Genomic DNA, 23,079 nt, shown 5'->3' with positions numbered 1-23,079 from the left:
GTGACCAGTGTTTGATTCTCTGAGCGATCGCCTCAACGACACATTTGACCGCCTGCGCGGCAAGGGCAAGCTGACCGAGGCCGATATCACCTCGGCCATGCGCGACATTCGCATGGCGCTGCTCGAGGCCGACGTCAACTTTAAGGTCGTCAAGGAGTTTGTCGCCAATACCAAGGAGCGCTGCATGACCTCCGAGGTCATGGAATCGCTGACGCCGGCGCAAAACGTCGTCAAGATCGTGCTCGACGAGCTCACCGAGATGCTCGGCTCCACCGAGAGCAAGCTCGTCTTTAGCAACCGCATTCCCAACGTCATTATGCTCGTGGGCCTGCAGGGCTCCGGTAAGACCACGGCGGCTGTAAAGCTGGCATACCTGCTCAAGAAGCAGGGCCGCTCGCCGCTGCTCGCCGCGTGCGACGTCTACCGTCCCGCCGCTGCCGACCAGCTGGCCACGCTTGGTGGAGAGATCGGCGTGCCGGTCTTCCGCGGTGACGGCGAGCACCCGGTCGATATTGCCAAGGGCGCCATCCAGGAGGCCGTCGACCACCTGCGCGATGTGGTCATCGTCGATACCGCCGGTCGTCTGCAGATCGACGAGCAGATGATGCAGGAGGCCGTGGACATCAAGAAGGCCGTCAAGCCCGATCAGGTGCTGATGGTCGTCGATGCCATGACCGGCCAGGATATCGTCAACGTTGTCTCGACCTTCGCCGAGCGCACCGACTTTGACGGCGTGATTATCTCCAAGCTCGACGGCGATGCCCGTGGCGGCGGCGCGCTTTCGGTGCGCCAGGTGACCGGCAAGCCCATCAAGTTCGTGAGCATGGGCGAGAAGCCCGATTCGCTGGAGCCGTTCTATCCCGATCGCATGGCCAAGCGCATCTTGGGCATGGGCGACGTCGTCGGCATTATCGAGAAAGCCCAGGAGGCAGCCGATGCCGAGCAGCTCGAGGCTGCCGAGCGCATGCTGCGCGAGGGCTTTACCATGAACGACATGCTCGACCAGATGAAGGCCGTCAAGAAGATGGGCGGTATGAAGGGCATTCTGGGCATGCTTCCCGGCGGCCAGCGCGCGCTCAACCAGATGGGCGGCAACCTGGATGAGGGCATCTTCGATAAGAACGAGGCCATCATCATGTCGATGACCAAGGAGGAGCGCCTGCGTCCTTCCATCATCAACGGCCAGCGTCGCGCCCGCATCGCCAAGGGTGCCGGCGTGACCCCCACCGAGGTCAATAGCCTTATGAAGCAGTGGGGCGAGATGAACAAGATGATGGGCCGCATGCGCTCGATGGCCAACCAGGCGCAAGCCGGCGGCAAGAAGGGCAAGAAGGGTAAAAAAGGCAAAAAGATGCGCATGCCCAATATTCCCGGTCTGGATGCCATGGGCCTGGGCGGCATGGGCGGCCTGGGTGGCCTGGGTGGCATGGGAACAGGTGGTCCCAAGTCCGATATGGACCTGCTGCGCCAGATGGAAGCGCAGATGCGTAATAAAAAGTAACGACTGGTTGAGTCGAGTATGGCGAAGGCCGCCTGGATGGTACTCCAGGCGGCCTTCGCCGTTCGTTCGCAGGTTTTCTCACGCGCGGAAGCGCGTTAACGTTGAGGTGCTTGCCACTAGTGGCAGCCGCAGCCCTCGTGCCCATCATGGTCGTGGTGGCCGTGGCAGCCGCAGGACTCGCCATGCTCGTGGGCGTGCTCGTGCTCGTGCCCATGGCAGTCGCAGGTGGCCTCGCCGGTCTGCGCGAGCGTGCCGGCAATGAGGGCCTCGACGCAGGCGTCGCAGCTGCCCTGGGCGCCCGCATAGACCGTGATGCCTGCCTGGGTGAGCGCGTTGATGGCGCCGCCGCCGATACCGCCGCAGATGAGCGTATCGACGCCACCGTTGGCGAGCAGACCCGCTAGGGCGCCGTGACCAGTGCCGCCGGTGCCTACGACCTGCTCGTTGAGCACCTTGCCATCCTGGATGTCATAGATTTTGAACTGCTCACTGCGGCCAAAGTGCATAAAGATGTTGCCGTTGTCGTACGTCGTTGCCACCCTCATGGTGCCGACCTCCTTTGCTGGCCATATGGCCGTCGTCGTAGGTGTAGGGGAGTATGCGATATTGCCGCCCTCGATACTAAGTGCTCGCCCGTTGACCAGCGCGTTTGCCACCTTGCGATGCGCGCGGCTGCAGATGGCCGCCACGGTGGCACGGGCGATGCCCATTTGCTGGGCGACGGCCTCCTGATTGAGGCCTTCCAGGTCGCAAAGCCGTAGGACTTCGAGCTCATCGACCGTCATGTCGATGGCGTCTCCGCTGGCAAGGCCGTCAGGGGTAAAGCCGCGATATTCGGGAATGATCCCAACGCGGCGCAATTTTTCGCGTCTTCCTGCCATACACTCTCCAAATATGACATATGTCAACAATAGGATAGCGCGTATGCGGAGCCGCTCAAGCTATTTTTGGCATATGTCAAAAAAGCTAAAGGTGCAGCATTTGCGAATGCGGCGCCGTACTGCCGTGCATTGCGTGTGCCGCCCCAAGTGTGCAATTCGATGCTGCGCGCCTGGGCTACAATAAAAATCGCTTATAGGCGACTGACAGGAGGGTCAATGAGCAAAGCTGATCAACAGTTTGTAGCCATGTGCCGCGATATTCTGGACCATGGCACCACTACCGAGGGCCAAAAGGTTCGTCCGGTGTGGGAGGACGGCACCCCTGCCTATACTATTAAAAACTTTGGCGTTACGGCACGCTACGACCTGCGTGAGGAGTTTCCGGCGCTTACCCTGCGTCGTACGGCCCTCAAATCTGCCATGGACGAGATTCTATGGATCTATCAAAAGAAGTCCAATAACGTGTATGACCTCAACAGCCATATTTGGGATGAGTGGGCCGACGAGACCGGCTCCATCGGCAAGGCCTACGGGTACCAGATTGGGCAGAAGAGCCATTATGCCGAGGGTGACTTTGACCAGATGGACCGCGTGCTGTACGACCTTAAGCACACGCCGTACAGCCGCCGCATCATGACCAATACGTACGTGTTTAGCGACCTGTCCGAGATGCACCTGTATCCGTGCGCCTACAGCGTGACCTATAACGTCACGCAGCGCCCGCAGGACGATAAGCCAACACTCAACATGATTCTCAACCAGCGCAGCCAGGACATTTTGGCCGCGAACAACTGGAATGTGTGCCAGTACGCCATTTTGCTGATGATGGTCGCGCAGTCGGTCGATATGATCGCTGGCGAGTTGCTGCATGTGATCGCCGATGCCCATATTTACGACCGTCATGTCGATATCGTCCGCGAGCTTATCGAGCGTCCGCAGTTTGCGGCTCCTAAGGTAACGCTCAACCCCGATGTGCATGATTTCTACGCGTTTACGACTGATGATCTGATTGTTGAGGGCTATGAGCACGGCCCGCAGGTCAAGAACATCCCCATTGCGGTGTAGGTGACGCGCATGACGTGTAAGCTTTCTGCCATTGTCGCCGTGTGCGATGATTGGGGCATTGGGTGCGAGGGTGACATGGTCGTGTCCAACCGTGCCGACATGCGCCATTTTGTGGCGTGCACCAAGGGTTGTCCGGTCATTATGGGACGCAAGACCCTGCTGAGTTTTCCCGGCGGGCGTCCGCTTAAGAACCGTCGCAACATTGTGCTCACACGCGACGAGGGCTTTGCCCCCGAGGGCGTCGACGTGGTGCATAGTATCGACGAGGCCTTGGCCGCCGTGGCCGATGAGCCCGTTGCCTGGGTGATCGGTGGCGGCGAGGTGTATCGGCAGTTTTTGCCGTACTGCGTGGAGGCCGAGGTCACGCACGACCATTGCACCCATGCCGTGGACACGTATTTTCCCAATTTGGATGTCGATCCTGCGTGGGAAGTTGCGCGGCGCGACGGGGTTGCCACGATTGCCGCGGGCGAGGGTGACGAAGGCCTCGATTATGAGTTTGTGACGTATCGTCGTGTTGATGCTTAAATCGTCTGGCGTGAACGGTATCACCGGGTTGATTGAATGCATGGGGCGGCGCTTAGCGTCGCCTCGTTTGGTATAGATGTGCTGTAAAGAAGGGTACGGGCTGGCTGCTATGACTGATGCCGTTGAGGTGCTGCGAATCGATTCCCTTAATGATGAGCGGCTCGACGCCTACGTGCGACTGACGGAGCGCGAGCTGCGCTGCGTGCTGGAGCCGCAAAAGGGCATCTTTATCGCCGAGAGCGCCAAGGTCATCGAGCGCGCGGTACGTGCCGGATACGAGCCGGTGAGCTTTCTTTTGGGTGAGCGCTGGCTCGATCAGATGATGCCGCTGTTCGAGCGTCTGGTTGTACGCGAGGGCGCAGGTCCGGTTCCTGTGTTCGTGGCCTCCATGGAGCTCATGGAGCAGTTGACGGGCTTTAACGTGACGCGCGGTGCGCTCGCGGCGTTCCGTCGCCCGCGTCAGATTCCGGTTGATGAGTTCTTGGACGGCGTCGTCGAGGTGGCGGGTGAGCGCCCGGTGCGCGTGTGCGTGCTCGAGGGTATTGTCGACCATACTAATGTGGGTGCGATTTTCCGCTCGGCGGCAGCGTTGAATGTCGATGGCATTTTGGTGAGCCCCACTTGCTGTGACCCGCTGTACCGCCGCTCGGCCCGCGTGAGCATGGGCACGGTGTTCCAGGTGCCCTGGACGCGCATTGGCAGCGAGGCGCGCGTATGGCCGCATGATGGGCTGGCGGCGCTGCACGATGCCGGCTTTTCGTGTGCCGCCATGGCATTGACGGATGATTCGGTGTCGTTGGACGATCCCGCGTTGCGGGAGATTGACCGGTTGGCGATCTTTATGGGCACCGAGGGCGCCGGCCTGGGCGCCAAGACCATCGCGGGCTGTGACCGGGCTGTGCGTATTCCGATGGCGCACGGGGTCGATTCGCTCAACGTGGCCGCGGCGAGTGCTGTCGCTTTTTGGCAGTTGTGTCCGCACGTGAGCAACGAGTATCACTACCAGCCGGGACTGTATCACTAGGCAGATATTTTGCACTGGGCTCTGAGTCCGAGTGTTTCGGTTGACGCCGGTCGGTGCTAAGCTGGTGTCGGCTTTAGTCTTATATTGACGTTTTGTTGTTTGACGTGCGCTGGTGGGGAGGGCGTGTGGCTAAGAAATCTACGGCTATCGATGTAACACAGGGTGTTATTTGGCAGCAGTTGCTTTCGCTGTGCGTTCCCATCTTTTTTAGTTCGTTCTTTCAGCAGGCCTACACGCTTATCGGTACCTATATCGTCGGTCAGTTTGGCGGCAAGCTCGCGCTGGGCGGCATGCAGGCCACGATGGTGCTCACGGAGCTCTGCATCGGTTTTTGCGTCGGTGTTGGCGCCGGCTGTGCTGTTATTACAGGTCAGTATTTTGGCCAGCACGATGATGAGCGACTGAGTCGTTCGGTCCATACGGCCATGACGCTCGCTCTGGTGGGCGGTATCGTCGTCTCGATTCTGGGCATAGTGTTCGTTGAGCCCATGCTGGTGCTTATGAATACGCCGCATGAACTATTGGCCGAGGGTGTGGCCTATGCTCGTTGCTATTTTGCCGCCATGGTTGCGGCGCTGCTGCTCAATATGGGAACGGCACTGCTGCGCGCCGTGGGCGACACGCGTGGACCTGCCGTGATCATCGCTTCCGGCTGCCTCGTTAATGTGGTGCTGGATGTCATCTTCGTTGCCGTGCTGCATATGGAGGCTCTGGGCTGCGGCATCGCGGTGGCGCTGACCATTTGCTCCAACGCCACGATGATCGTGATTCGCATGATGCACGCACCGGGTGCGTGGCGGCTTTCACTCTCCAAACTCGGCATTGATCCTGGTATTTGCAAGAGCATGATCTCGTGTGGTCTGCCGCTTGGCTTTCAGTCTGCTGCGTATTCGATTTCCAACGTCTTGATTCAGGTGTCGGTCAACTCGTTTGGTGCCGATGTCACCACGGCTTGGGGTCTTTCGGGCCGCTTAGATGGCATTGTCTGGATGGTTACCGAGGCGCTTGGCGTGTCGATCACCACGTTCTCGGCACAGAACTTTGGCGCGCGCAACTACGAGCGCATGCGCAAGGGCTACCATACGTCGCTCGTGCTGTCGTTTATGCTCATTGGTGGCCTGTCTGCCGTGCTGCTGGTGTTCTCGGGTCCTCTGTCGCGTCTGTTTGTCGACGATGCTTCGATTTCGGCCTACACCACGACCATCATCCATTTTATTGCGCCGTTCTATGCGATTTTCTCGATTATCGAAAACGCGTCGGGCTCCATTCGCGGTGCCGGCGTGAGCTTGCAGCCCATGATTCTCACGATTTTCGGCACCGTCGTGCTCAGGGTGATCTGGGTGTTTGCGATCATGCCTTTCGATCCGTCGCTTGAGCTCCTGCTGCTGGTTTACCCCGTAACCTGGCTCATCACGGCCGCGATGTTCACCATCTACCACCACAGCGGCAACTGGCTAGGCCGCGCTACTGCCTAATGATCCGTATGAGACAGAGAAAACGGATCATTGCTCTCCGTGGTGATGTCGATGGTTCGTTTTCCTCCGTCCCCTTTGGATCAATTAGTATTCGATGCCTTGACGGGCTAGGAGGCCTTCGTCGAAGTAGTGTTTGACGGGGCGCATTTCGGTTACGAGGTCGGCAAGGTCGGCGAGGGGCAGCAAGCCGCGGCCAGTGAGCACGAGCTCCGTGGTGGTTGGTTTCATCGCGATCAACGCTTCGACATCTTCACGCGTCACAAAGCCCCGTCGCATGGCTTCTCCCAGCTCATCCAAGATCAGCACGTCGACTTGGCTAATCTGCTCGCGCGCCAGCTCCATGATCTGTGCGGCACAGGCTTCGGGCGTGTCGCGGTCGGCTTGTACGATGCAAAGCCCCAATCGAGGAGCTGCGTCATGTTCGGCGCAGTGCAGCTTCTTGGCAAACTGAAGCATGAGCACGTTAAGTCCATAGCCCGTGGCGCGCAGCGCGAGCCCCAGCGCAGCCGTCGTCTTGCCCTTGCCGTCGCCCGTATAGATTTGAACCTTGCCGACTTCCAGTGATGCCATCTCTGTCCTTTCGTGCCCGGTGTCGGTTTATCGCCGGCCGGGTTGGGTATTCTAGTTAGCATTATCAACCCCAGTAGATGGAGTTCAAGCAGATGGAGATGGATGACAACAAACGTAGACGGAATATGATCCTCTACGTGCTCATCGCCTTCGTCGTCTACCTCGTGCTCTCGACCGTTCTGTTCCCCAACATCGGTCACACGCAGCAGATTACGAAGACCGATTACTCGACGTTTGTCAAAGCGCTCGACAAGAAGAGCGTCGATAAGGTCGAGTACAACACGGACGATTACTCGATTTATTACACTAAGAAGGGTGAGGACGAGAACATCGCCTACAAGACGACCGGTGTGCCGAATGATGCGGGCTTTACCGATCGCGTGCTTGAATCTGGCGCCTCGCTTGAGTCGGTCGTTCCCGATAAGAACTCGGGTCTGATGACTTACTACCTGCTCACCCTCATTCTTCCCATGGCGATTTTCTTCCTGATCGGCTGGTGGCTCAACCGCCGCATGAAGAAGGCCATGGGTGATGACGGCCCGTCGATGAACTTTGGCGGCGGCGGTTTTGGCGGCGGTGGACTGGGCAAGTCCGGCGCGCGCGTGATTGCCTCCAAGGATGTGGGAGTGACCTTTAAGGATGTCGCTGGCCAGGAAGAGGCCAAGGAGTCCCTCAAGGAGGTCGTCGACTTTCTGGAGAAGCCGCAGCGCTACGAGGAGATTGGCGCCAAGCTGCCGCGCGGTGCCCTCCTTGTCGGCCCTCCGGGTACCGGTAAAACCCTGCTTGCCAAGGCTGTGGCCGGCGAGGCTGGTGTGCCGTTCTTTAGTATTTCGGGCTCTGAGTTTGTTGAGATGTTCGTCGGCCGCGGCGCCGCCAAGGTTCGCGATCTGTTTAAGCAGGCCAAGGAAAAGGCCCCGTGCATCGTCTTTATCGATGAGATCGATACCATCGGCAAGAAGCGCGACGGCGGCGGCTTCAGTGGCAACGACGAGCGCGAGCAGACGCTCAACCAGCTGCTGACCGAGATGGACGGCTTCGATAACCACAAGGGTATCGTCGTCCTCGCTGCAACCAACCGTCCCGACAGCCTTGACCCGGCCCTGTTGCGCCCCGGTCGTTTTGATCGCCGCATCCCCGTTGAGCTGCCCGACCTGACCGGCCGTAAGAACATTCTTGAGCTGCACGCCAAGAGCGTGAAGACGCAGCCGCCGATCGACCTGACCGCGATTGCCCGCGCCACGCCCGGTGCCTCGGGCGCCGACCTGGCCAACATTATCAACGAGGGCGCCCTGCGAGCCGTCCGCGAGGGTCGCAAGCGCGCCACGCAGGACGATTTTGAGGAGTCGGTGGAGGTCGTCATCGCCGGTCAGCAGCGCAAGTCCACGGTGCTGTCCGACCACGAGAAGCAGGTCGTTTCTTATCACGAGATCGGCCATGCCATCGTTGCCGCTCGCCAGAAGGGCTCTGCGCCGGTCACGAAGATCACCATCGTGCCTCGCACGAGCGGTGCTCTGGGCTACACCATGCAGGTCGAGGAGGATGAGCGCTTCCTGACCACGCGCCAGGAGATCCTGGACAAGCTCGCCGTCTATTGCGGTGGCCGTGCAGCCGAGGAGCTCATCTTTGGCGAGATGACGACCGGCGCCGCCAACGATATCGAGCAGGCCACCAAGCTCGCCCGTAACATGGTGACGCGCTTTGGTATGTCCGATGAGTTTGGCATGATGGCGCTCGGTACCGTGCAGAACGCGTACCTTAACCAGGATACGTCGCTCACCTGCGCCCCCGGTACGGCCGAGCGCGTGGACGCGATTGTCGCCAAGCTGATCGAGGATGCGCACGACCGCGCCCTGCAGATCTTGAAGGAGAACAAGTTTAAGCTCCACGAGCTGGCTCGTTATCTGTACAAGAAGGAGACGATCACGGGCGAGGAGTTTATGAATCTCCTCACGCGTGAGAATCCGCTGATGCCAAAGCAGCAGTAATACTAGTTGCGCAGTGCTTTCGCCCCATTTGAGTGTCCATCTCAAATGGGGCGTTCTGCTTGGGAAGAGTTGTATATGAAGATCGTGGTAAGTGCCTGCTTGATGGGCGAGAGCTGCAAGTATAACGGGCTCGATAATTACCATCGCGAGCTGGTCGAGGCTTGCGAGCGCACGGGAACCGAGGTGCTCCTCGTGTGCCCCGAGGTTTTTGGCGGCCTGCCCACGCCGCGCAAGCCGTCCGAGATTGTGAACGGCGAAGTCCGTACCTGCGAGGGCGCCTCGGTCGATCGTGAGTTTCGCCTGGGTGCTGAGCGTGCGCTCGACATGTGCGAGCAGGCGGGTGGGCCGGAAGAGATCGCCGCGTGCATCTTACAGGACCGTAGTCCCTCGTGCGGTGCAGGTCGCATCTACGATGGTACCTTTAGTGGCACGCTCACTGCGGGCAACGGTGTCTTCGTCGACCTGCTGCTGCGTCACGGGTATCGCGTGATTCCCGCAAGTGAATTTGACCCGAGCATGTTGGAATAGCAAATGAAAGGGGGCGGCCATCGAGTAGATGGTCGCCCCCTTTACTGGCAAGCTAAACAATTTCAACAGATGTTCAATGGCATTTGCCCAGATAAAACCTGCCAAAATAAACCTGTCCCTTTTTGGTAGGTTAAGCGAGGAGGGTGTGGCCGTAGGCGTTGGCTGCCTTGATGGCGGGAAGTGCTGCAGCCAGTGCTCGCTTGCCACCGATGATTGCGACCTTGGTCGCACCGTATTCGGCCAGCGCGCTGGGCAGCTCGTCGAAGCAGTCCTCGCCGACGGTATAGTCGCTCATTCCGATCGTGCGCATGGCAACCTTCTTTCGTTCGATAAAGTGCTTTCAGGTATTTTGCTCCTAGAGAAGGTCCACAGCCGCGAGAAATTTCGAACGTATAAAACCAGTGTTGAGGGTTTTTCGTCGGCGCGGAACGTGCTAGCATACTCCGCATAAGCGTTGATGGGGACGAGTAATCGGCCGTCCGCATGCTACAGAGAGCGGGTAGTGCTGAGAACCCGTGCATGCGACCGATGAAAATCACCCCGGAGCTGCGGTCCCAACGGACGTGCCGCGCAGGCACGTCTTAGTAGATATCGCCGAGATGGTCGTCGATACAGGCCAGCCGAGTAACGGATGCGAGCGCGCGGCGACGCGGGCGAGGGCATCTAAGCTGGGTGGTTAAGCGAAGAGCTTTTACGGGCAGACTGCCTGTCTTGTGGCGCTTCGTCCCAGCTTGCAGGGACGGGCGCTTTTTTGGTGCCCAGAGGGCGTGCGCGCCCATGACAAGAAAGGGGTACCGTGGCAAACGAGTACAAGCAGACGATGAATCTGCCCAAGACCGGTTTTCCCATGCGTGCCGGTCTTTCCAAGTCCGAGCCCAAGCGACTCAAGGACTGGCAGGACAACAAGGTCTACGAGCAAGTTCTAAAGAAGAACAAGGGTCACAAGAAGTTCGTGCTGCACGACGGCCCTCCGTATGCCAACGGCCCGATCCACATCGGCCACGCCATGAACAAGATCTCTAAGGACATGATCAACCGTTACTGGATGATGCAGGGCTATGAGGTTCCCTATGTCCCCGGTTGGGACTGCCACGGTCAGCCGATTGAGCACAAGGTCGAGGAGAAGCTCGGCACCGAGAAGTTCAACCAGACCTCCACGGCTAAGATCCGCGAGCTTTGCAATAAGTTCGCTGTCGAGAACATCGAGCTGCAGAAGGCCGGCTTCCGTCGCCTGGGCGTGCTTGGCGACTGGGACAACCCGTATCTGACGCTCTATCACCAGCATGACGCCGCCGACATCGAGGTCTTCAAGGCCATGTTCGACAAGGGCATGATCTATCGCGGTCATAAGCCCGTCCACTGGTGCAAGCACTGCCACACCGCGCTGGCCGAGGCCGAGATCGAGTACTCCGACGAGACGAGCCCGTCCATCTTCGTGCGCTTTGAGATGACCACTAAGCCTGCCGGTCTCGAGAACTTCGACGGCCCGGTTGACTTCATCATCTGGACGACCACGCCGTGGACCATCCCCTCCGACCAGGCCGTTTCCCTTAAGCCCGGCGCCGCCTATGTTGCCGTTGAGCACGATGGCCGTGCCGAGGTTATGCTCGAGGACCTGGCTCCCAAGTGCTGTGAGGAGTTTGGCTGGGAGTACACCCCGGTCATGGTCGACGGTAAGCCCTGTGTGGTTCCCGCTGAGACCTTCCACCACATCCACTACAAGCAGCCGATCTTTGACGGTGTCGAGGGCGTGGCACTGCTGGCCGATTACGTTGGCGTCGATGACGGTACCGGTATCGTCCACAACTCGCCCGGCCACGGCGTCGACGACTACTTCGCTTGCCTCAAGGAGGGCATCACCGATATCTGCATGCCGGTCGATGACGACGGTAAGTTCTACACCGGCGAGGAGTTTGGTACCGGTGGCCCCTTCAGCGGTATGGATACCGACGAGGCCAATCCGCACATCATCGAGTTCCTGCGCGAGCGCGGCACCCTGGTCCTCGAGAAGAAGATCACGCACAGCTATCCGCACTGCTGGCGCTGCAAGCACCCGGTGCTCTTCCGTGCTACCGACCAGTGGTTTGTCTCGATGGACAAGACCGGTTTGCGCGAGCAGGCTGGAAAAGAGATCCGCGAGAACGTCAAGTGGTATCCGGCCCACGCGGCCAACCGCATCGGTGCCATGGTCGAGCAGCGTCCCGACTGGTGCATCAGCCGTCAGCGCAACTGGGGCGTGCCTATCCCCAGCTACACCTGCGCCGACTGCGGCGAGAAGGTCATGAACGACGCTACGCTCGACGCCGTCATCAAGCTCTTCCACGAGAAGGGCTCCGACGCCTGGTTCACCGACGCTCCCGAGAGCTACCTGGGCGAGGCTTGCGTCTGCCCCAAGTGCGGCGGCCATCACCTCAAGGCCGATAAGGACATCCTCGACGTGTGGTGGGACTCCGGCGTGTCCTGGAAGGCCGTCTGCGAGTATCGCCCCGAGCTTGAGTACCCGGCGGATGTGTACCTCGAGGGCTCCGACCAGCACCGCGGTTGGTTCCAGAGCTCGTTGCTCACCTCGGTGGGTGCCAACGGCCACGCTCCGTACAAGGCGGTCGTCTCGCAGGGCTTCACGCTCGATGGCCAGGGCCGCAAGATGTCCAAGTCGCTCGGCAACGTCATCGACCCCAACAAGGTCTGCGACGAGATGGGCGCCGATATCATCCGCCTGTGGGTCGCCTCGGTCGATACCAGCTCCGACGTCTCCATCGACCACGAGATCCTTGCTCGTACGTCCGATGCCTACCGTCGTTTCCGCAACACGCTGCGCTTCCTGCTCTCCGAGCTCGAGGGTCAGTTTGAGCCCGAGACCGACGGCGTCGCCTTTGCCGACCTGCTGCCGCTCGACAAGCTCATGGTTGCCCGTCTGACCCAGGTCCAGGCCGAGGTCGACGACGCCTACGCCAGCTACGAGTTCCCGCGCGCCTACCGTGCGCTCTACGACTTTGTGGTTACCGAGCTTTCCAACGTGTACCTCGACGCCCTGAAGGACCGTCTGTACTGCGACAAGCCCGGCTCGCTCGAGCGTCGCAGCGCCCAGACCGTGCTGGCTGAGCTCTTCTCGATGCTCATGCGCGACCTGCAGCCGATCCTGTCCTACACGGTCGACGAGGCCATGGCCTATGCGCCCGCCGGCTGCGTCGATCACCAGAAGTACGCCGCGCTGCTCGATTGGTACAAGTCGCCCATCACGGTCGACGAGGCCAATGAGTTTGAGGGCGTGCTCGAGGCCTCGCTCGAGCTCCGTAGCGCTGTGACCAAGGCCCTTGAGGATGCCCGCTCCGCCGGTACCTTCACCAAGAGCCAGCAGGTCCGCGTCAAGGCGGTCGTTCCCGCCGAGATGTATGCGCTGCTGACCGGCGACAAGGCCGTCGATCTGGCCGAGTTCTACATCGTCTCCGATGTTGAGCTGACCCAGGGCGAGGAGCTTTCCGTCGCTATTGAGGCCGCCGAGGGCGAGTGCTGCGACCGTTGCTGGAACTATCGCACCACCGTCGGCGAGTACAACGGTCACGCGCATATCTGCAAGCGCTGCGCGAATGCCTTGTAGTTACGCGGTTTTACCAAACCGCGTAACAGGTTGACGCTGCAAACCCGCCAGAGCGGCAATCTGCCTTTCAGCTTCGGCGGCATGACCAGAAGGTCTATGCCGCCTTGCTTCAAGGCACCTTGCTCGCTCTGGCGGGTTTTCGTGTCGTTGCCAAATACGCGACGTTTTTATTTCCGGACAATAGGTAGACGTTGGGTAGTCTTTTTGGGACGGGGCTTTTTTAGCTGCCCTACCTCAAATAAGGACTTAATCTTCGAAAGCGCTGGACTGGGTAGCTAAAAAAGCCCCGTCCCAAAAAGACTACCCGGTGAAGGGACAAGGGGACAGCCCCTTTGTCGCATTGGTGGATATGTCGTGCGTTCTGCGTATGGCAATATAAGATGGTTATTTGCGTTAAATGGAATTCGATTGTTTTGAGGGTAGGGGATTTCTTTGGGTCGTGGTGCGGATATGACGCCGCCTTTGCGTTGGCGGTTAGGTGTTGCTGGTGGGGTGGCGCTCTTTGTGTTGCTTGTTGACCAGCTGACCAAGCTTGCGGTTCGTGCCGTGGGCGATACCCTGCATATGACCGCTATCCCCGGCGTGATCGATTTTGTGTTTGTCCGCAATATCGGAGCTGCCTTTAGCATGGGCGAGGGCCATGGCATAGCGTTTGCCGTGCTGGCGCTTGCGGCCATTGCCGCCATTGCCGTGTACTTGCTCCGTGCTCCTCAGCTCGCTCGCCTAGAGGTCGTGGGTATGGCCATGGTTGCGGGCGGTGCCATCGGCAACGCGATCGATCGCCTGGCCATGGGCTTTGTGACTGATTTTATTGCCACTACCTTCATTGATTTCCCCGTCTTTAACGTGGCCGATATCGGCATTACCGCCGGTGTCGTGCTGGCGCTCATCGGATACATGTTCTTGAGTCCCGCCGCTCGCGAGGTCGATGCGACCGCCGAGCTCAACGCCCGTGACGAGGCCCGCGCCAAACGTAAAGCTAAGCAGCGTGGGGAGCGTGCCCGCAAGATTCGCGAAAGGAATGAGCGCTAATGGCCGACATCCATATTCTCGTTGCCGACGATTGCGCCGGTCAACGTCTCGACGCCTATCTGGGCGCCAACGATGGCTGCCCCACGCGCTCTGCCTGCGCGCATCTGATCGAGGGAGGCGCCGTTGCCGTCAACGGCGAGACCTGCCTATCTAAAAAGTATGCCGTACGCTCCGGTGACCGCATCTCGGTCGACCTGCCCGAGCCGCATGACCCGACCGACGTGATCCCCGAGGCCATCCCGCTCGACATTCGCTATGAGGACGACTATCTCATGGTGCTCTCCAAGCAGCGTGGCCTGGTGTGCCATCCTGCGCATGGTCATGAGAGCGGCACCCTTGCGAATGCCTTGGTCTATCACTGCGGCATCGACCATCTGGGTACCGTGCAGGGCGAGGACCGCCCCGGCATCGTGCATCGTCTGGATCGCGATACCTCGGGCCTTATGCTCGCGGCTAAAGACGACGACACCCAGCGCGCGCTCCAAAATCTCATTCGTACGCGCACGCTCGACCGTCGCTACATTACGCTCGTTCATGGGCACATCGCCATGGACGAGGGCACTATCAATACTGGTATCGCTCGCTCCACGCGCGACCGCGTGAAGATGGCGGTTTCCGATGACCCCTTTGCGCGCCAGGCCATCACGACCTTTAAGGTCCTTGAGCGCTTTGATTCCACGCGCTTCGACGACGGCTACACGCTTGTCGAGTGTCACCTGTTTACCGGCCGCACGCATCAGATTCGCGTTCACATGCGTCATATCAACCACGCCTGCGTGGGCGATCCACTCTATGGCAAGTGCGATGCTCGTGCCGATCAGGGTTTGACCAGGCAGTTCCTGCATTCCTGGCGTGTGGCGTTCGATCATCCCGTGACGGGGGAGCACATCGAGTGCCGTGACGAGCTGCCATGGGATCTTGCGGCGGTTCTGGATGATCTGGCCCCGCGTTCGCTCGGCCGCACTGCCGCTGGCAACGAAATCGTCCCTCAGCTCGGTCTGCTCGAGGCCTAGCCAGTATTAGGTGGTTTCTTGAACTCCGTAAGCCTGCGGTAAGATATACGGTTGTTTACGTCACGCGTTCCTGGGAGCCTGCATGCTCGCCTTTTTACAAACCAACACACCTATCGTGATCTTCAACCAGATTGTCGTCACGCTGCTTACGGTCTGTTTTCTGTACCAGGTGGTCTTCTTTGTCATCGGCGCTCTTCGTGGTGAGGTCGCGCCTCCCAAGGCCAAGAAGCTCCATCGTTATGCCTTCTTTATCGCGGCGCATAACGAGGAGGCCGTGATCGCCAACCTCGTGCGCTCCATTAAGGACCAAGATTATCCGTCCGAGCTTATCGAGGTCTTCGTGGTCGCCGATGCCTGCACCGACAACACGGCGCAGCTCGCGCGCGAGGCGGGCGCCGTCGTCTATGAGCGCAATGACTTGGCCCGTAAAGGCAAGAGCTGGGTCATGGACTATGGCTTCGACCGCATCCTTAACGAGTATCCCGATACGTTTGAAGGCTACTTTATCTTCGATGCCGATAACGTTATCGCCCGCGATTACGTGTCCAAGATGAACGATGCTTTTGACCAGGGCTTCCATGTTGTTACGAGCTATCGCAATTCCAAGAACTTTGGCAGCTCGTGGATCTCGGCAGCTAATGCCACGTGGTATCTGCGCGAGGCGCGCTTTCTCAACAATGCGCGCAACATCTGTAAGACGTCTTGCGCCGTTTCGGGTTCGGGCTACCTCATCTCCGCCAGCGTTATCGAGGGTATGCACGGCTGGCAGTTCCACACGCTGACCGAGGATATTCAGTTCACCACGTTCTGTGCCATTCACGGCATTCGCATTGGCTATGCGCCGGCGGAGTTCTTTGACGAACAGCCCGTGACGTTTAAGGCATCCTGGAAACAGCGCATGCGTTGGACCAAGGGCTTCTACCAGGTGTTCTTTACGTACGGTAAGCACCTGGTCAAATCGACCTTCCGCTATCATCGCTTTGCCGCCTACGACATGTTTATGACGATCGCACCGGGCATGCTGCTCTCTCTGATCTCGATGCTCGCTAATGCGACGTTCCTGATCGTGGGCGGCCTTTCGCACGGTTTCTTGGCTACCGAAGTCGAGATGCAGGCGTGTGCCGCTTCGCTCATCATGACCTTCGCTATGATGTATCAGACTTTCTTTATCCTGGCGCTGCTCACGACTATCTTTGAATACAAGCATATTCACTGCGCGCAAAAGTGGCGTCTGGTAACCAACCTGTTTACCTTCCCGATCTTTATGTTCAGCTATATCCCCATTACGGTAGCAGCGCTGTTCTTGAAGGTCGACTGGGTGCCGACGCAGCACGCCGTAAGCGTTACCCTCGACGAGGTCATGCAGGGCGCCAAATAACCACCATCAAAACCACCACAAAGGGGATAGAACCTTTGCGGTGGTTTTACGTTTGAGCGCTCAGTTGAGGGGTTTCGATGTTCTATATCCCGTTTTGGATTTGCATCTTTGCCGGCGCGGCGATTGATGCCCGCGAGCGGCGGTTTCCCAATGAGCTTGCCGGCGCGTGTGCGGTGGCGGCGTTTGCAGGCGTCTGGCTCGACAAGGGCGTTAACATGGCGCTTGACCACGCCGGTCTTGCGGTCATCGTCTACCTTGCCCTTGTGCTTACTGAGTCACTCTGGCGTCGCCTTCGCCATGCCCCTGGCGTTGGCATGGGGGATGCCAAGGCGCTCTTTGCCCTTTGCACCTTCGATCCCCTGAGCGGCGTCGTCGCGTTTGCAGTTGCGCTCCTGACCCTTGCCGCCGCCTGTCTCATCGTAAAATCGCGCTCGCTGCCTTTGCTGCCGTTTTTGGTGCCAATATTTGCCATAATCGAGTTCGTGGGTAGTACGCTGTAACCGTTTGCGCGCCCTTTTTAAGGAGCATGCCATGGCAATCAATCAACAGACAGCCGCCATCAAGGCGCGCCTGGATCGCATTCCCGCGGCGTTGTCGCCCGAGCTGGTCGAGCGCATTGCCGCCGACCGCGCCGCGGGTGTCGTTAATCCCTATCGATGCGGTGACGACCAGGCCATCCGCCGTGTCGATCGGGCCGCAGACGAGGGCACGCTTATGCGTCCGTCCTTTATGCGCGATATCGAAAAGATCCTGCATCTGCCAGCATACACACGTTATGCAGGCAAAACGCAGGTCTTCAGTTTTCGCAGCAACGACGATCTGTCGCGCCGCGGCCTGCACGTGCAGCTTGTCTCGCGCATCGCTCGCGATATCGGGCGTGCTCTGGGGCTCAACTGCGATCTGATCGAGGCGATTGGCTTAGGCCACGACTTGGGCCACACGCCCTTTGGCCATGCCGGTGAGCGTTTCCTCAACGACATCTATCATGAGCGCACGGGGCGTTATTTTTTCCATAACGTACAATCCGTTCGCGTGCTCGACGCGCTGTACGGCCGCAACGTGTCGCTCCAGACGCTCGATGGCGTACTGTGCCACAACGGCGAGTACGAACAGCGTGTTTTTGAGCTTTCGGACATGGGTTCCTTTAACCAGTTCGACCGAACCGTCGAGGAATGCATTGCCACGGGTTATAGCGCAATTGAGCACCTGCGCCCCATGACGCTCGAGGGCTGCGTGGTTCGCATTTCGGATATCCTTGCCTACGTTGGGCGCGATCGGCAAGACGCCATTGCGGCGGGCCTGCTGTTACCCGACGCCTTTGACGATGACCTGGGCGGTGCATACAACAGCTGGATCCTTACGCATGCCTCTATCGATATCGTCGAGCACAGCTATGGCAAGCCGCGCATCGAGATGAGCGAGGACCTGTTTGAGGAGATCCGCCGGGCCAAGCGCGAGAACTACGTTAAGATCTATAGCAAGGGCGGCATAGAAGGCGACTCCGAAGCGGAGCTGCGCGAGGCCTTCGAAAAGCTCTATGACCGTTGCCTGCGGGACATAAACGAAGGCGACGAGTCCTCGTATATCTTTAAGCACCACATTTCTCGCATTGAGCAGCAGCTTTCCTACTACGATCGCACCTATGCATGGCAGGACGATAAGGACCAGACGGTCGTGGATTACATTGCGAGCATGACGGACGGTTATTTCTGCGAGCTCACGAGCAAGCTGTTCCCGGGATTGATGTTTCCGCACCGTACCTATATTAACGAACGGTAGTTCGTATATATTCGGTATACTGTTCATGGAAAACGTTTTTGATTGATGCACGGGATGGCTATGGACGACCTTTTTTCTGCTTCGACGCGTGAGCGTTCCTTTCAGAATGCGCCGCTTGCGGTGCGCATGCGGCCCAATTCGCTCGACGAGTACGTGGGCCAGCAAAAGGCCGTCGGTAAGGGCTCGTGGTTGCGTGCCGCGATTGAGCATGACGTGCTGTCGAGTGTGATTCTGTATGGGCCGGCCGGTACGGGCAAGACGACGCTGGCCCACATTATCGCCAACCATACCAAGAGCGAGTTTGTCGAGGTCAGCGCCGTGACGGGCACAGTGAAGGACCTGCGCCGCGTGATTGACGAGGCCAAGACGCGCCTGAATACGTACGACCGTCGCACCATTCTTTTCATCGACGAGATTCACCGCTTCTCCAAGTCGCAGCAGGATGCTCTGCTGCATGCGGTTGAGAACCGTACCGTCATTATGATTGGCGCCACGACGGAGAATCCGTACTTCGAGGTCAACTCGGCGTTGCTCTCGCGCGGTCGCGTGGTGGAACTTGAACATTTAAAGGACGAGGATATCGCCACGCTTATCGAGCGTGCGCTCGAGGCGCCGCAGGGTTTGAACGGCAAGTTCTCGGCCGATGAGGATACGGTTAAGACCATCTGCACGCTGGCTGCGGGTGACGCTCGCTCGGCACTCACGACGCTCGAGCTTGCGAGCGAGATTGCCGTCACGCGTCCCGATACCGAGGGAACGCCAGCGCCGGCGGCGGGGGAGCGTTATCCCATTACCGTGGATGACGTAAAGATTGCCAATCCGCGCCGTGGTTTTTCGTATGACAAAAACGGCGACATGCACTACGACATCATCAGCGCGTTTATTAAGTCTATGCGCGGCAGCGACCCCGATGCCACGATCTATTGGCTCGCGCGCATGATCGATGCGGGGGAGGACCCTAAGTTTATCGCTCGCCGTATTATGATTCAGGCTTCTGAGGATGTTGGCAACGCCGATCCGCAGGCGCTATTGGTGGCGCATGCCGCGTTTAAGTCTGCCGAGGTCATCGGTTATCCCGAGTGCCGCATTAATCTGGCTCAGGCTGCACTCTATGTGTGCTTAGCGCCAAAATCCAACGCGTGTGAGGCCTCGATTGATGCGGCGTTGGCCGATATTCATTCAAGTGGGCTGCGCGAGGTGCCGAGCTATCTACGTGATCGTCATCGCCCGGGCAGTGACGAATACGGTGTGTATAAGTATCCGCATGATTATCCCGAAGGCTGGGTCGATCAACGCTATTTGCCCGAGGGGCTGGAGCGCGGTGCGTTTTGGCAGCCTGCCGGCCGCGGCTGGGAAGAGTGGCGTGTAGAGCAAAGCGAGCGCGACCGTAGCGGGAATGCACCGAAGTAGCTGCTGGTAATTTTGTCTCACGTTGCTGCTTTTGGCATGTTCGGTCACCTTTGGGGTACCATGAACAGCGTCTGTATTTCGATTCCTTCGGGAGGCTTGTATGAGTCCCATCCAAATCGCCCTGCTGCTGCTCGCCGTTGCCGGCGTGTGGGCTGTCATCGAGCTCGCGCTCACGCTGCGAAAGACCCGCACTGTCGTTGATTCGCTCGACAAGACGGTGAGCGACCTTAACAACACCATCGCCGAGGCTCAGCCCGTGGTAGCAAAGCTCGATGGCGCCGTCGATGAGCTCACCCCCGCGCTGGCGCAGGTTGAGCCGCTCCTCAAGTCGAGCAAGACCGCCGTCGACGCCCTTACCTCCAATCTCGTAGAGGTCGAAGCCGTGGTTCGCGACATTTCCGAGGTTACGGGCAGCATGGCCGAGGCCAGCAATGCCGTGTCGAGTGTGACCGACTCTGCGGCCGGTGCCGTTCAGAAACTCTTTAACAAGGTGAAGGCTCCCGCGGTCGACGCCGAGCATAATCTTTCCGCTGCCGCCGAAGCCGAGCAGCCGACCGAGCGTGTCCTGATTGGCGAAGCCGGGGACGATGCCGCTGCTGGTGACGATGATGCACAGAAGCCTGCTGCTAAAGCAGCCCGGTATTACACCTACACGCCCGCCGAGACCTCCGAGGAGTCCTGCGATGAGTAGTGAAGCAACTTGCTCTATCACGCTGACGGTTGCCGGGGATCCGCGTCTGGCACGCCTGGTGCGAATGACGGCGGCTAATGTCGGCGCTCTGTGTTCCATGTCCGTCGATCGCATCGAGGACATTCGTATGGCTGCCGAGGAGGCCTTCATCTTTGGCTGCACGGCCGTTGATTCTGACGTTATCTCGATCAAATTCGATGTCGACGAGTCTCACGTGGGCATGACCTTCACCTTTGGCGACCAGGCGACTGTCGATGAGGATGACCAGGCCGCCGTATATGCCGAGCTCATTCTGGCAAGCGTGTGCGATTCCTACGAAAAGACTGCGGCGCCCCTGACGCTTTCCCTCGATCTCAAGGCGGATATCTAATATGACCGAACGTTCCCGGAGCGGTAAGACCGCTTGGGACAAGGAGAAAACCCGCGAGCTGTTTCGTCGCTACAAAGAGACCGGTGATCCGGACGCCCGCGAGCAGCTCGTCATGTCCCATATGAACCTGGTAAGGTTTCTTGCCAACAAATTTAAGAATCGCGGCGAGCCGCTCGACGACCTCATGCAGGTCGGCTATCTGGGTTTGCTCAAGGCTATCGACCGCTTTGACCCCGAGCGCGGACTTGAGTTCACCACGTTTGCCACGCCCACCATCTTGGGTGAGATCAAGCGTCACTTCCGCGACAAGGGTTGGAGTGTGCGCGTTCCGCGTCGCCTACAGGAGCTCTCTGCCAAGGTTAACCAGGCCACCGACAAGCTCACTAACGAGCTACAGCGCTCGCCTAAGGTTGAGGAAATCGCTGAGTACCTAGACGTGACCGTTGACGAGGTGCTGGAGGCCATGGAATCGTCTTCGGCCTATACCTCGGTGCCCATCGAGGCCCCCGGTGCGTCCGATTCTGACGACGCGCCTTCAATTCTCGACCGTTACGCCGACGACGACAACGAGCTCGACTTTACCGATGACCGCCTGGTGATTGAGGAGGCCATCCGCGATTTCTCGCCGCGCGAGCGCGAGGTTATCGAGCTGCGTTTCGTAAAGGGCATGACCCAGATCGAGATCGCCAAGAAGCTGGGCATCTCGCAGGTGCAGGTCTCGCGCCTGCTGCGTCGTACCCTTAAGAAGGTTCAGGACAAGATCGACCCCGACGGAGTGATGGTTCGTTCATGAGTGAACACCCCCAACAAACCGATCGCGCGCTGCGCGATACCCGTATTCTGACGCTTCGCATTTGGGCCGTCGTCGGCTGCATTGTCATCGCCGCCGTCATCTTTAACCTTATGGGTATTTTGGCGCCGGTTATCGAGTTTCTAGCTGTTGGTTCCATCATCGCTTTTGTGATGTCGCCGATCACTAACTGGCTCGAGCATCACGGCGTCAACCGTGGCATTGGTTCGCTTATCGCGCTGATCGTGGTCGTTGCTGTGCTCGTCGGTGTCGTTTGCATCTTGTCGCCGATTCTCTTTGGTCAGATCATGGAAGTCTTGAGCCGCCTGCCTGAGCAGCTTCGTGTTGCGGGCGGTGATCTCAACGAGATGGTCTCGCATGCCAAGACGCTCAACAACACGCCGCTCAAAGAGTATCTGGACGATAATCTTTCTTCGCTGGTTACCGTGGCGTCCAAGTATGTATCTCAGATTGCCGCCGAGCTTGGTCGCGGTGTATTCCCGTTCATTACCAATACGGCCTCGCAGCTGTTCGTCATCTTCCTGGGTCTGGTGCTTGCCTATTGGCTGGCCTGCGACTATCCCCGTATGCACCACGAGGTCTGCACCATCATCGGGCAGGAAAAGGAGACCTCGTACCGCTTTATGGTTGCGATTCTTTCGCGCTCGGTCGGCGGTTATATGCGTGGCATGGTCGTGACGTCCATCTGCGGTGGCATCCTCGCCTTTATCGGCTTTACGCTCATTGGCCATCCCTACGCGGCGCTCATGGCCATCTTTACGGGCATCATGCACTTGGTTCCGGTTGTTGGCCCCTGGGTGAGCGCGGCGATTGCTACGGTGCTCGGCTTTATGTTCAGCCCGATGCTGGCTTTGTGGACCTTGGTCGTGACCATGGTGGCGCAAAATGTCACTGACAACGTCATTTCGCCTAAGGTCATGCAGAGCTCGGTCCAGGTGCATCCCATCATGAGCCTGACGGCACTCGTTATCGGTTCGGCGCTTATGGGCGCCATCGGCATGGTTATCGCCATTCCGCTGTGCGCGGCCCTCAAGGGCATTTTCGTCTACTACTTTGAGAACGAGACCGGCCGCCAGCTCGTGGCATACGACGGCGCCGTGTTTAAGGGCACGCCGTATCGCGATACCGAGGGTAACCCGGTCGCCGCTTATGACGCGCTTGGAGACGATACGTTCATCTATGAGTCCGAGCTCATCGGTAACGAGACTGCGCCCGAGGCGCAGGCCATGCCCAGGCCCGAGCTCGATAACCCCTGGATCAAGCTCTCGGGCCTTCAGCCCGATGCTACGGGCTTTTTCAAGAATCCTTTCGCCAAAGACGACGATTCCAACTCGGACGACGATACCAATACCGGCATCGACGGCTCCATGGACGATGATGAGCAGTAAGTCATTTCAAGTTCAAGTTCATAGGCAATAACGTGCAAATTCGCTGGAGGGT

21 protein-coding genes are annotated in these 23,079 nt (G+C 58.9%); 18 read left to right on the top strand and 3 right to left on the bottom strand.

Annotated elements, in window-relative coordinates:
- The first annotated feature begins 7 nt into the window (after positions 1-7).
- Complete coding sequence (ffh, locus tag ACTM86_RS06570; protein ID WP_441016333.1) at positions 8-1,501, top strand: signal recognition particle protein; 1,494 nt, start codon at positions 8-10, stop codon at positions 1,499-1,501.
- Between the two features lie 116 nt (positions 1,502-1,617).
- On the opposite strand, the gene ACTM86_RS06565 is transcribed toward ffh, so the two are convergent.
- Entirely contained in the window at positions 1,618-2,382 is a 765-nt protein-coding gene (locus ACTM86_RS06565; protein WP_154515461.1) for a NifB/NifX family molybdenum-iron cluster-binding protein, read from the bottom strand.
- 216 nt (positions 2,383-2,598) lie between these two features.
- Here ACTM86_RS06565 and thyA point away from each other — a divergent pair, with 216 nt between their 5' ends.
- The 4 genes from thyA to ACTM86_RS06545 all read left to right on the top strand — a co-directional run bounded on the left by thyA (position 2,599) and on the right by ACTM86_RS06545 (position 6,474).
- Positions 2,599-3,447: a thymidylate synthase gene (gene thyA / locus ACTM86_RS06560; RefSeq protein WP_441016330.1), complete on the top strand. Its 849-nt coding sequence runs from the start codon at positions 2,599-2,601 to the stop codon at positions 3,445-3,447.
- A 9-nt stretch (positions 3,448-3,456) separates the two neighbouring features.
- Entirely contained in the window at positions 3,457-3,975 is a 519-nt protein-coding gene (locus tag ACTM86_RS06555) for a dihydrofolate reductase (protein WP_441016327.1), read from the top strand.
- Between the two features lie 109 nt (positions 3,976-4,084).
- Entirely contained in the window at positions 4,085-4,999 is a 915-nt protein-coding gene (locus ACTM86_RS06550; RefSeq protein WP_427728133.1) for a TrmH family RNA methyltransferase, read from the top strand.
- Between the two features lie 125 nt (positions 5,000-5,124).
- Positions 5,125-6,474, top strand: coding sequence for an MATE family efflux transporter (locus tag ACTM86_RS06545; RefSeq protein WP_441016324.1), 1,350 nt, complete (start codon positions 5,125-5,127; stop codon positions 6,472-6,474).
- Positions 6,475-6,558: 84 nt separating this feature from the next.
- Here ACTM86_RS06545 and ACTM86_RS06540 read toward each other — a convergent pair whose 3' ends face one another.
- Entirely contained in the window at positions 6,559-7,044 is a 486-nt protein-coding gene (locus tag ACTM86_RS06540; RefSeq protein WP_154515476.1) for a cob(I)yrinic acid a,c-diamide adenosyltransferase, read from the bottom strand.
- A gap of 92 nt (positions 7,045-7,136) precedes the next feature.
- Between ACTM86_RS06540 and ftsH the strand changes: the two genes are divergently transcribed.
- Together ftsH and ACTM86_RS06530 are read left to right on the top strand one after the other, a co-directional pair.
- The gene (gene ftsH / locus ACTM86_RS06535; RefSeq protein ID WP_195838531.1) at positions 7,137-9,029 is read left to right on the top strand and encodes an ATP-dependent zinc metalloprotease FtsH; all 1,893 of its coding nucleotides are present in this window, start codon (positions 7,137-7,139) and stop codon (positions 9,027-9,029) included.
- A gap of 75 nt (positions 9,030-9,104) precedes the next feature.
- Positions 9,105-9,557 (top strand): DUF523 domain-containing protein, encoded by a 453-nt coding sequence (locus tag ACTM86_RS06530; RefSeq protein WP_441016321.1) that lies wholly within the window; start codon positions 9,105-9,107, stop codon positions 9,555-9,557.
- A gap of 130 nt (positions 9,558-9,687) precedes the next feature.
- On the opposite strand, the gene ACTM86_RS06525 is transcribed toward ACTM86_RS06530, so the two are convergent.
- Positions 9,688-9,867 carry a hypothetical protein gene (locus ACTM86_RS06525; RefSeq protein ID WP_441016318.1) on the bottom strand — a complete coding sequence of 60 codons (180 nt, stop codon included), beginning with the start codon at positions 9,865-9,867 and terminating at the stop codon, positions 9,688-9,690.
- A gap of 510 nt (positions 9,868-10,377) precedes the next feature.
- Between ACTM86_RS06525 and ileS the strand changes: the two genes are divergently transcribed.
- From ileS to ACTM86_RS06470, 11 genes are all read left to right on the top strand, one after another.
- Complete coding sequence (gene ileS, locus ACTM86_RS06520; RefSeq protein ID WP_441016351.1) at positions 10,378-13,155, top strand: isoleucine--tRNA ligase; 2,778 nt, start codon at positions 10,378-10,380, stop codon at positions 13,153-13,155.
- A 504-nt stretch (positions 13,156-13,659) separates the two neighbouring features.
- Positions 13,660-14,187 (top strand): signal peptidase II, encoded by a 528-nt coding sequence (gene lspA, locus ACTM86_RS06515; protein WP_441053322.1) that lies wholly within the window; start codon positions 13,660-13,662, stop codon positions 14,185-14,187.
- The gene (locus ACTM86_RS06510; protein ID WP_441016312.1) at positions 14,187-15,200 is read left to right on the top strand and encodes an RluA family pseudouridine synthase; all 1,014 of its coding nucleotides are present in this window, start codon (positions 14,187-14,189) and stop codon (positions 15,198-15,200) included. Before lspA ends, ACTM86_RS06510 begins: the two co-directional genes overlap by 1 nt.
- A gap of 82 nt (positions 15,201-15,282) precedes the next feature.
- Positions 15,283-16,578: a glycosyltransferase family 2 protein gene (locus tag ACTM86_RS06505; RefSeq protein ID WP_154515488.1), complete on the top strand. Its 1,296-nt coding sequence runs from the start codon at positions 15,283-15,285 to the stop codon at positions 16,576-16,578.
- Between the two features lie 77 nt (positions 16,579-16,655).
- Positions 16,656-17,078, top strand: coding sequence for a prepilin peptidase (locus ACTM86_RS06500; RefSeq protein ID WP_441016309.1), 423 nt, complete (start codon positions 16,656-16,658; stop codon positions 17,076-17,078).
- Positions 17,079-17,109: 31 nt separating this feature from the next.
- Positions 17,110-18,357: a deoxyguanosinetriphosphate triphosphohydrolase family protein gene (locus ACTM86_RS06495; protein ID WP_441016306.1), complete on the top strand. Its 1,248-nt coding sequence runs from the start codon at positions 17,110-17,112 to the stop codon at positions 18,355-18,357.
- Between the two features lie 60 nt (positions 18,358-18,417).
- Positions 18,418-19,767, top strand: a complete 1,350-nt coding sequence (locus tag ACTM86_RS06490; protein WP_118237456.1) for a replication-associated recombination protein A — start codon at positions 18,418-18,420, stop codon at positions 19,765-19,767.
- A 100-nt stretch (positions 19,768-19,867) separates the two neighbouring features.
- On the top strand, positions 19,868-20,458 hold the full coding sequence (locus ACTM86_RS06485) for a hypothetical protein (RefSeq protein WP_441016303.1): 591 nt from the start codon (positions 19,868-19,870) through the stop codon (positions 20,456-20,458).
- Positions 20,451-20,828: an ATP-binding protein gene (locus ACTM86_RS06480; RefSeq protein WP_154515503.1), complete on the top strand. Its 378-nt coding sequence runs from the start codon at positions 20,451-20,453 to the stop codon at positions 20,826-20,828. Before ACTM86_RS06485 ends, ACTM86_RS06480 begins: the two co-directional genes overlap by 8 nt.
- Position 20,829: 1 nt before the next feature.
- Positions 20,830-21,621 carry an RNA polymerase sigma factor SigF gene (locus tag ACTM86_RS06475; protein WP_427717298.1) on the top strand — a complete coding sequence of 264 codons (792 nt, stop codon included), beginning with the start codon at positions 20,830-20,832 and terminating at the stop codon, positions 21,619-21,621.
- On the top strand, positions 21,618-23,027 hold the full coding sequence (locus tag ACTM86_RS06470; protein WP_427747351.1) for an AI-2E family transporter: 1,410 nt from the start codon (positions 21,618-21,620) through the stop codon (positions 23,025-23,027). The genes ACTM86_RS06475 and ACTM86_RS06470 overlap by 4 nt, the downstream gene beginning before the upstream one ends.
- Positions 23,028-23,079: the final 52 nt, after the last annotated feature.

The sequence above is a fragment of the Collinsella sp. HCP3S3_E11 genome, from assembly GCF_052067375.1.
GTDB lineage: Bacteria > Actinomycetota > Coriobacteriia > Coriobacteriales > Coriobacteriaceae > Collinsella.
The sequence above is the reverse complement of the archived record's forward strand: the minus strand, read 5'-3'. Positions and strand labels throughout refer to the sequence as shown.

Coding starts and splice junctions, on each gene's coding strand:
- ACTM86_RS06565 (WP_154515461.1), bottom strand. CDS start 2,382: ATGGCAGGAAGACGCGAAAAATTGCGCCGCGTTGGGATCATTCCCGAA.
- thyA (WP_441016330.1), top strand. CDS start 2,599: ATGAGCAAAGCTGATCAACAGTTTGTAGCCATGTGCCGCGATATTCTG.
- ACTM86_RS06555 (WP_441016327.1), top strand. CDS start 3,457: ATGACGTGTAAGCTTTCTGCCATTGTCGCCGTGTGCGATGATTGGGGC.
- ACTM86_RS06550 (WP_427728133.1), top strand. CDS start 4,085: ATGACTGATGCCGTTGAGGTGCTGCGAATCGATTCCCTTAATGATGAG.
- ACTM86_RS06540 (WP_154515476.1), bottom strand. CDS start 7,044: ATGGCATCACTGGAAGTCGGCAAGGTTCAAATCTATACGGGCGACGGC.
- ftsH (WP_195838531.1), top strand. CDS start 7,137: ATGGAGATGGATGACAACAAACGTAGACGGAATATGATCCTCTACGTG.
- ACTM86_RS06530 (WP_441016321.1), top strand. CDS start 9,105: ATGAAGATCGTGGTAAGTGCCTGCTTGATGGGCGAGAGCTGCAAGTAT.
- ACTM86_RS06525 (WP_441016318.1), bottom strand. CDS start 9,867: ATGCGCACGATCGGAATGAGCGACTATACCGTCGGCGAGGACTGCTTC.
- ileS (WP_441016351.1), top strand. CDS start 10,378: ATGAATCTGCCCAAGACCGGTTTTCCCATGCGTGCCGGTCTTTCCAAG.
- ACTM86_RS06510 (WP_441016312.1), top strand. CDS start 14,187: ATGGCCGACATCCATATTCTCGTTGCCGACGATTGCGCCGGTCAACGT.
- ACTM86_RS06505 (WP_154515488.1), top strand. CDS start 15,283: ATGCTCGCCTTTTTACAAACCAACACACCTATCGTGATCTTCAACCAG.
- ACTM86_RS06500 (WP_441016309.1), top strand. CDS start 16,656: ATGTTCTATATCCCGTTTTGGATTTGCATCTTTGCCGGCGCGGCGATT.
- ACTM86_RS06495 (WP_441016306.1), top strand. CDS start 17,110: ATGGCAATCAATCAACAGACAGCCGCCATCAAGGCGCGCCTGGATCGC.
- ACTM86_RS06490 (WP_118237456.1), top strand. CDS start 18,418: ATGGACGACCTTTTTTCTGCTTCGACGCGTGAGCGTTCCTTTCAGAAT.
- ACTM86_RS06485 (WP_441016303.1), top strand. CDS start 19,868: ATGAGTCCCATCCAAATCGCCCTGCTGCTGCTCGCCGTTGCCGGCGTG.
- ACTM86_RS06480 (WP_154515503.1), top strand. CDS start 20,451: ATGAGTAGTGAAGCAACTTGCTCTATCACGCTGACGGTTGCCGGGGAT.
- ACTM86_RS06475 (WP_427717298.1), top strand. CDS start 20,830: ATGACCGAACGTTCCCGGAGCGGTAAGACCGCTTGGGACAAGGAGAAA.
- ACTM86_RS06470 (WP_427747351.1), top strand. CDS start 21,618: ATGAGTGAACACCCCCAACAAACCGATCGCGCGCTGCGCGATACCCGT.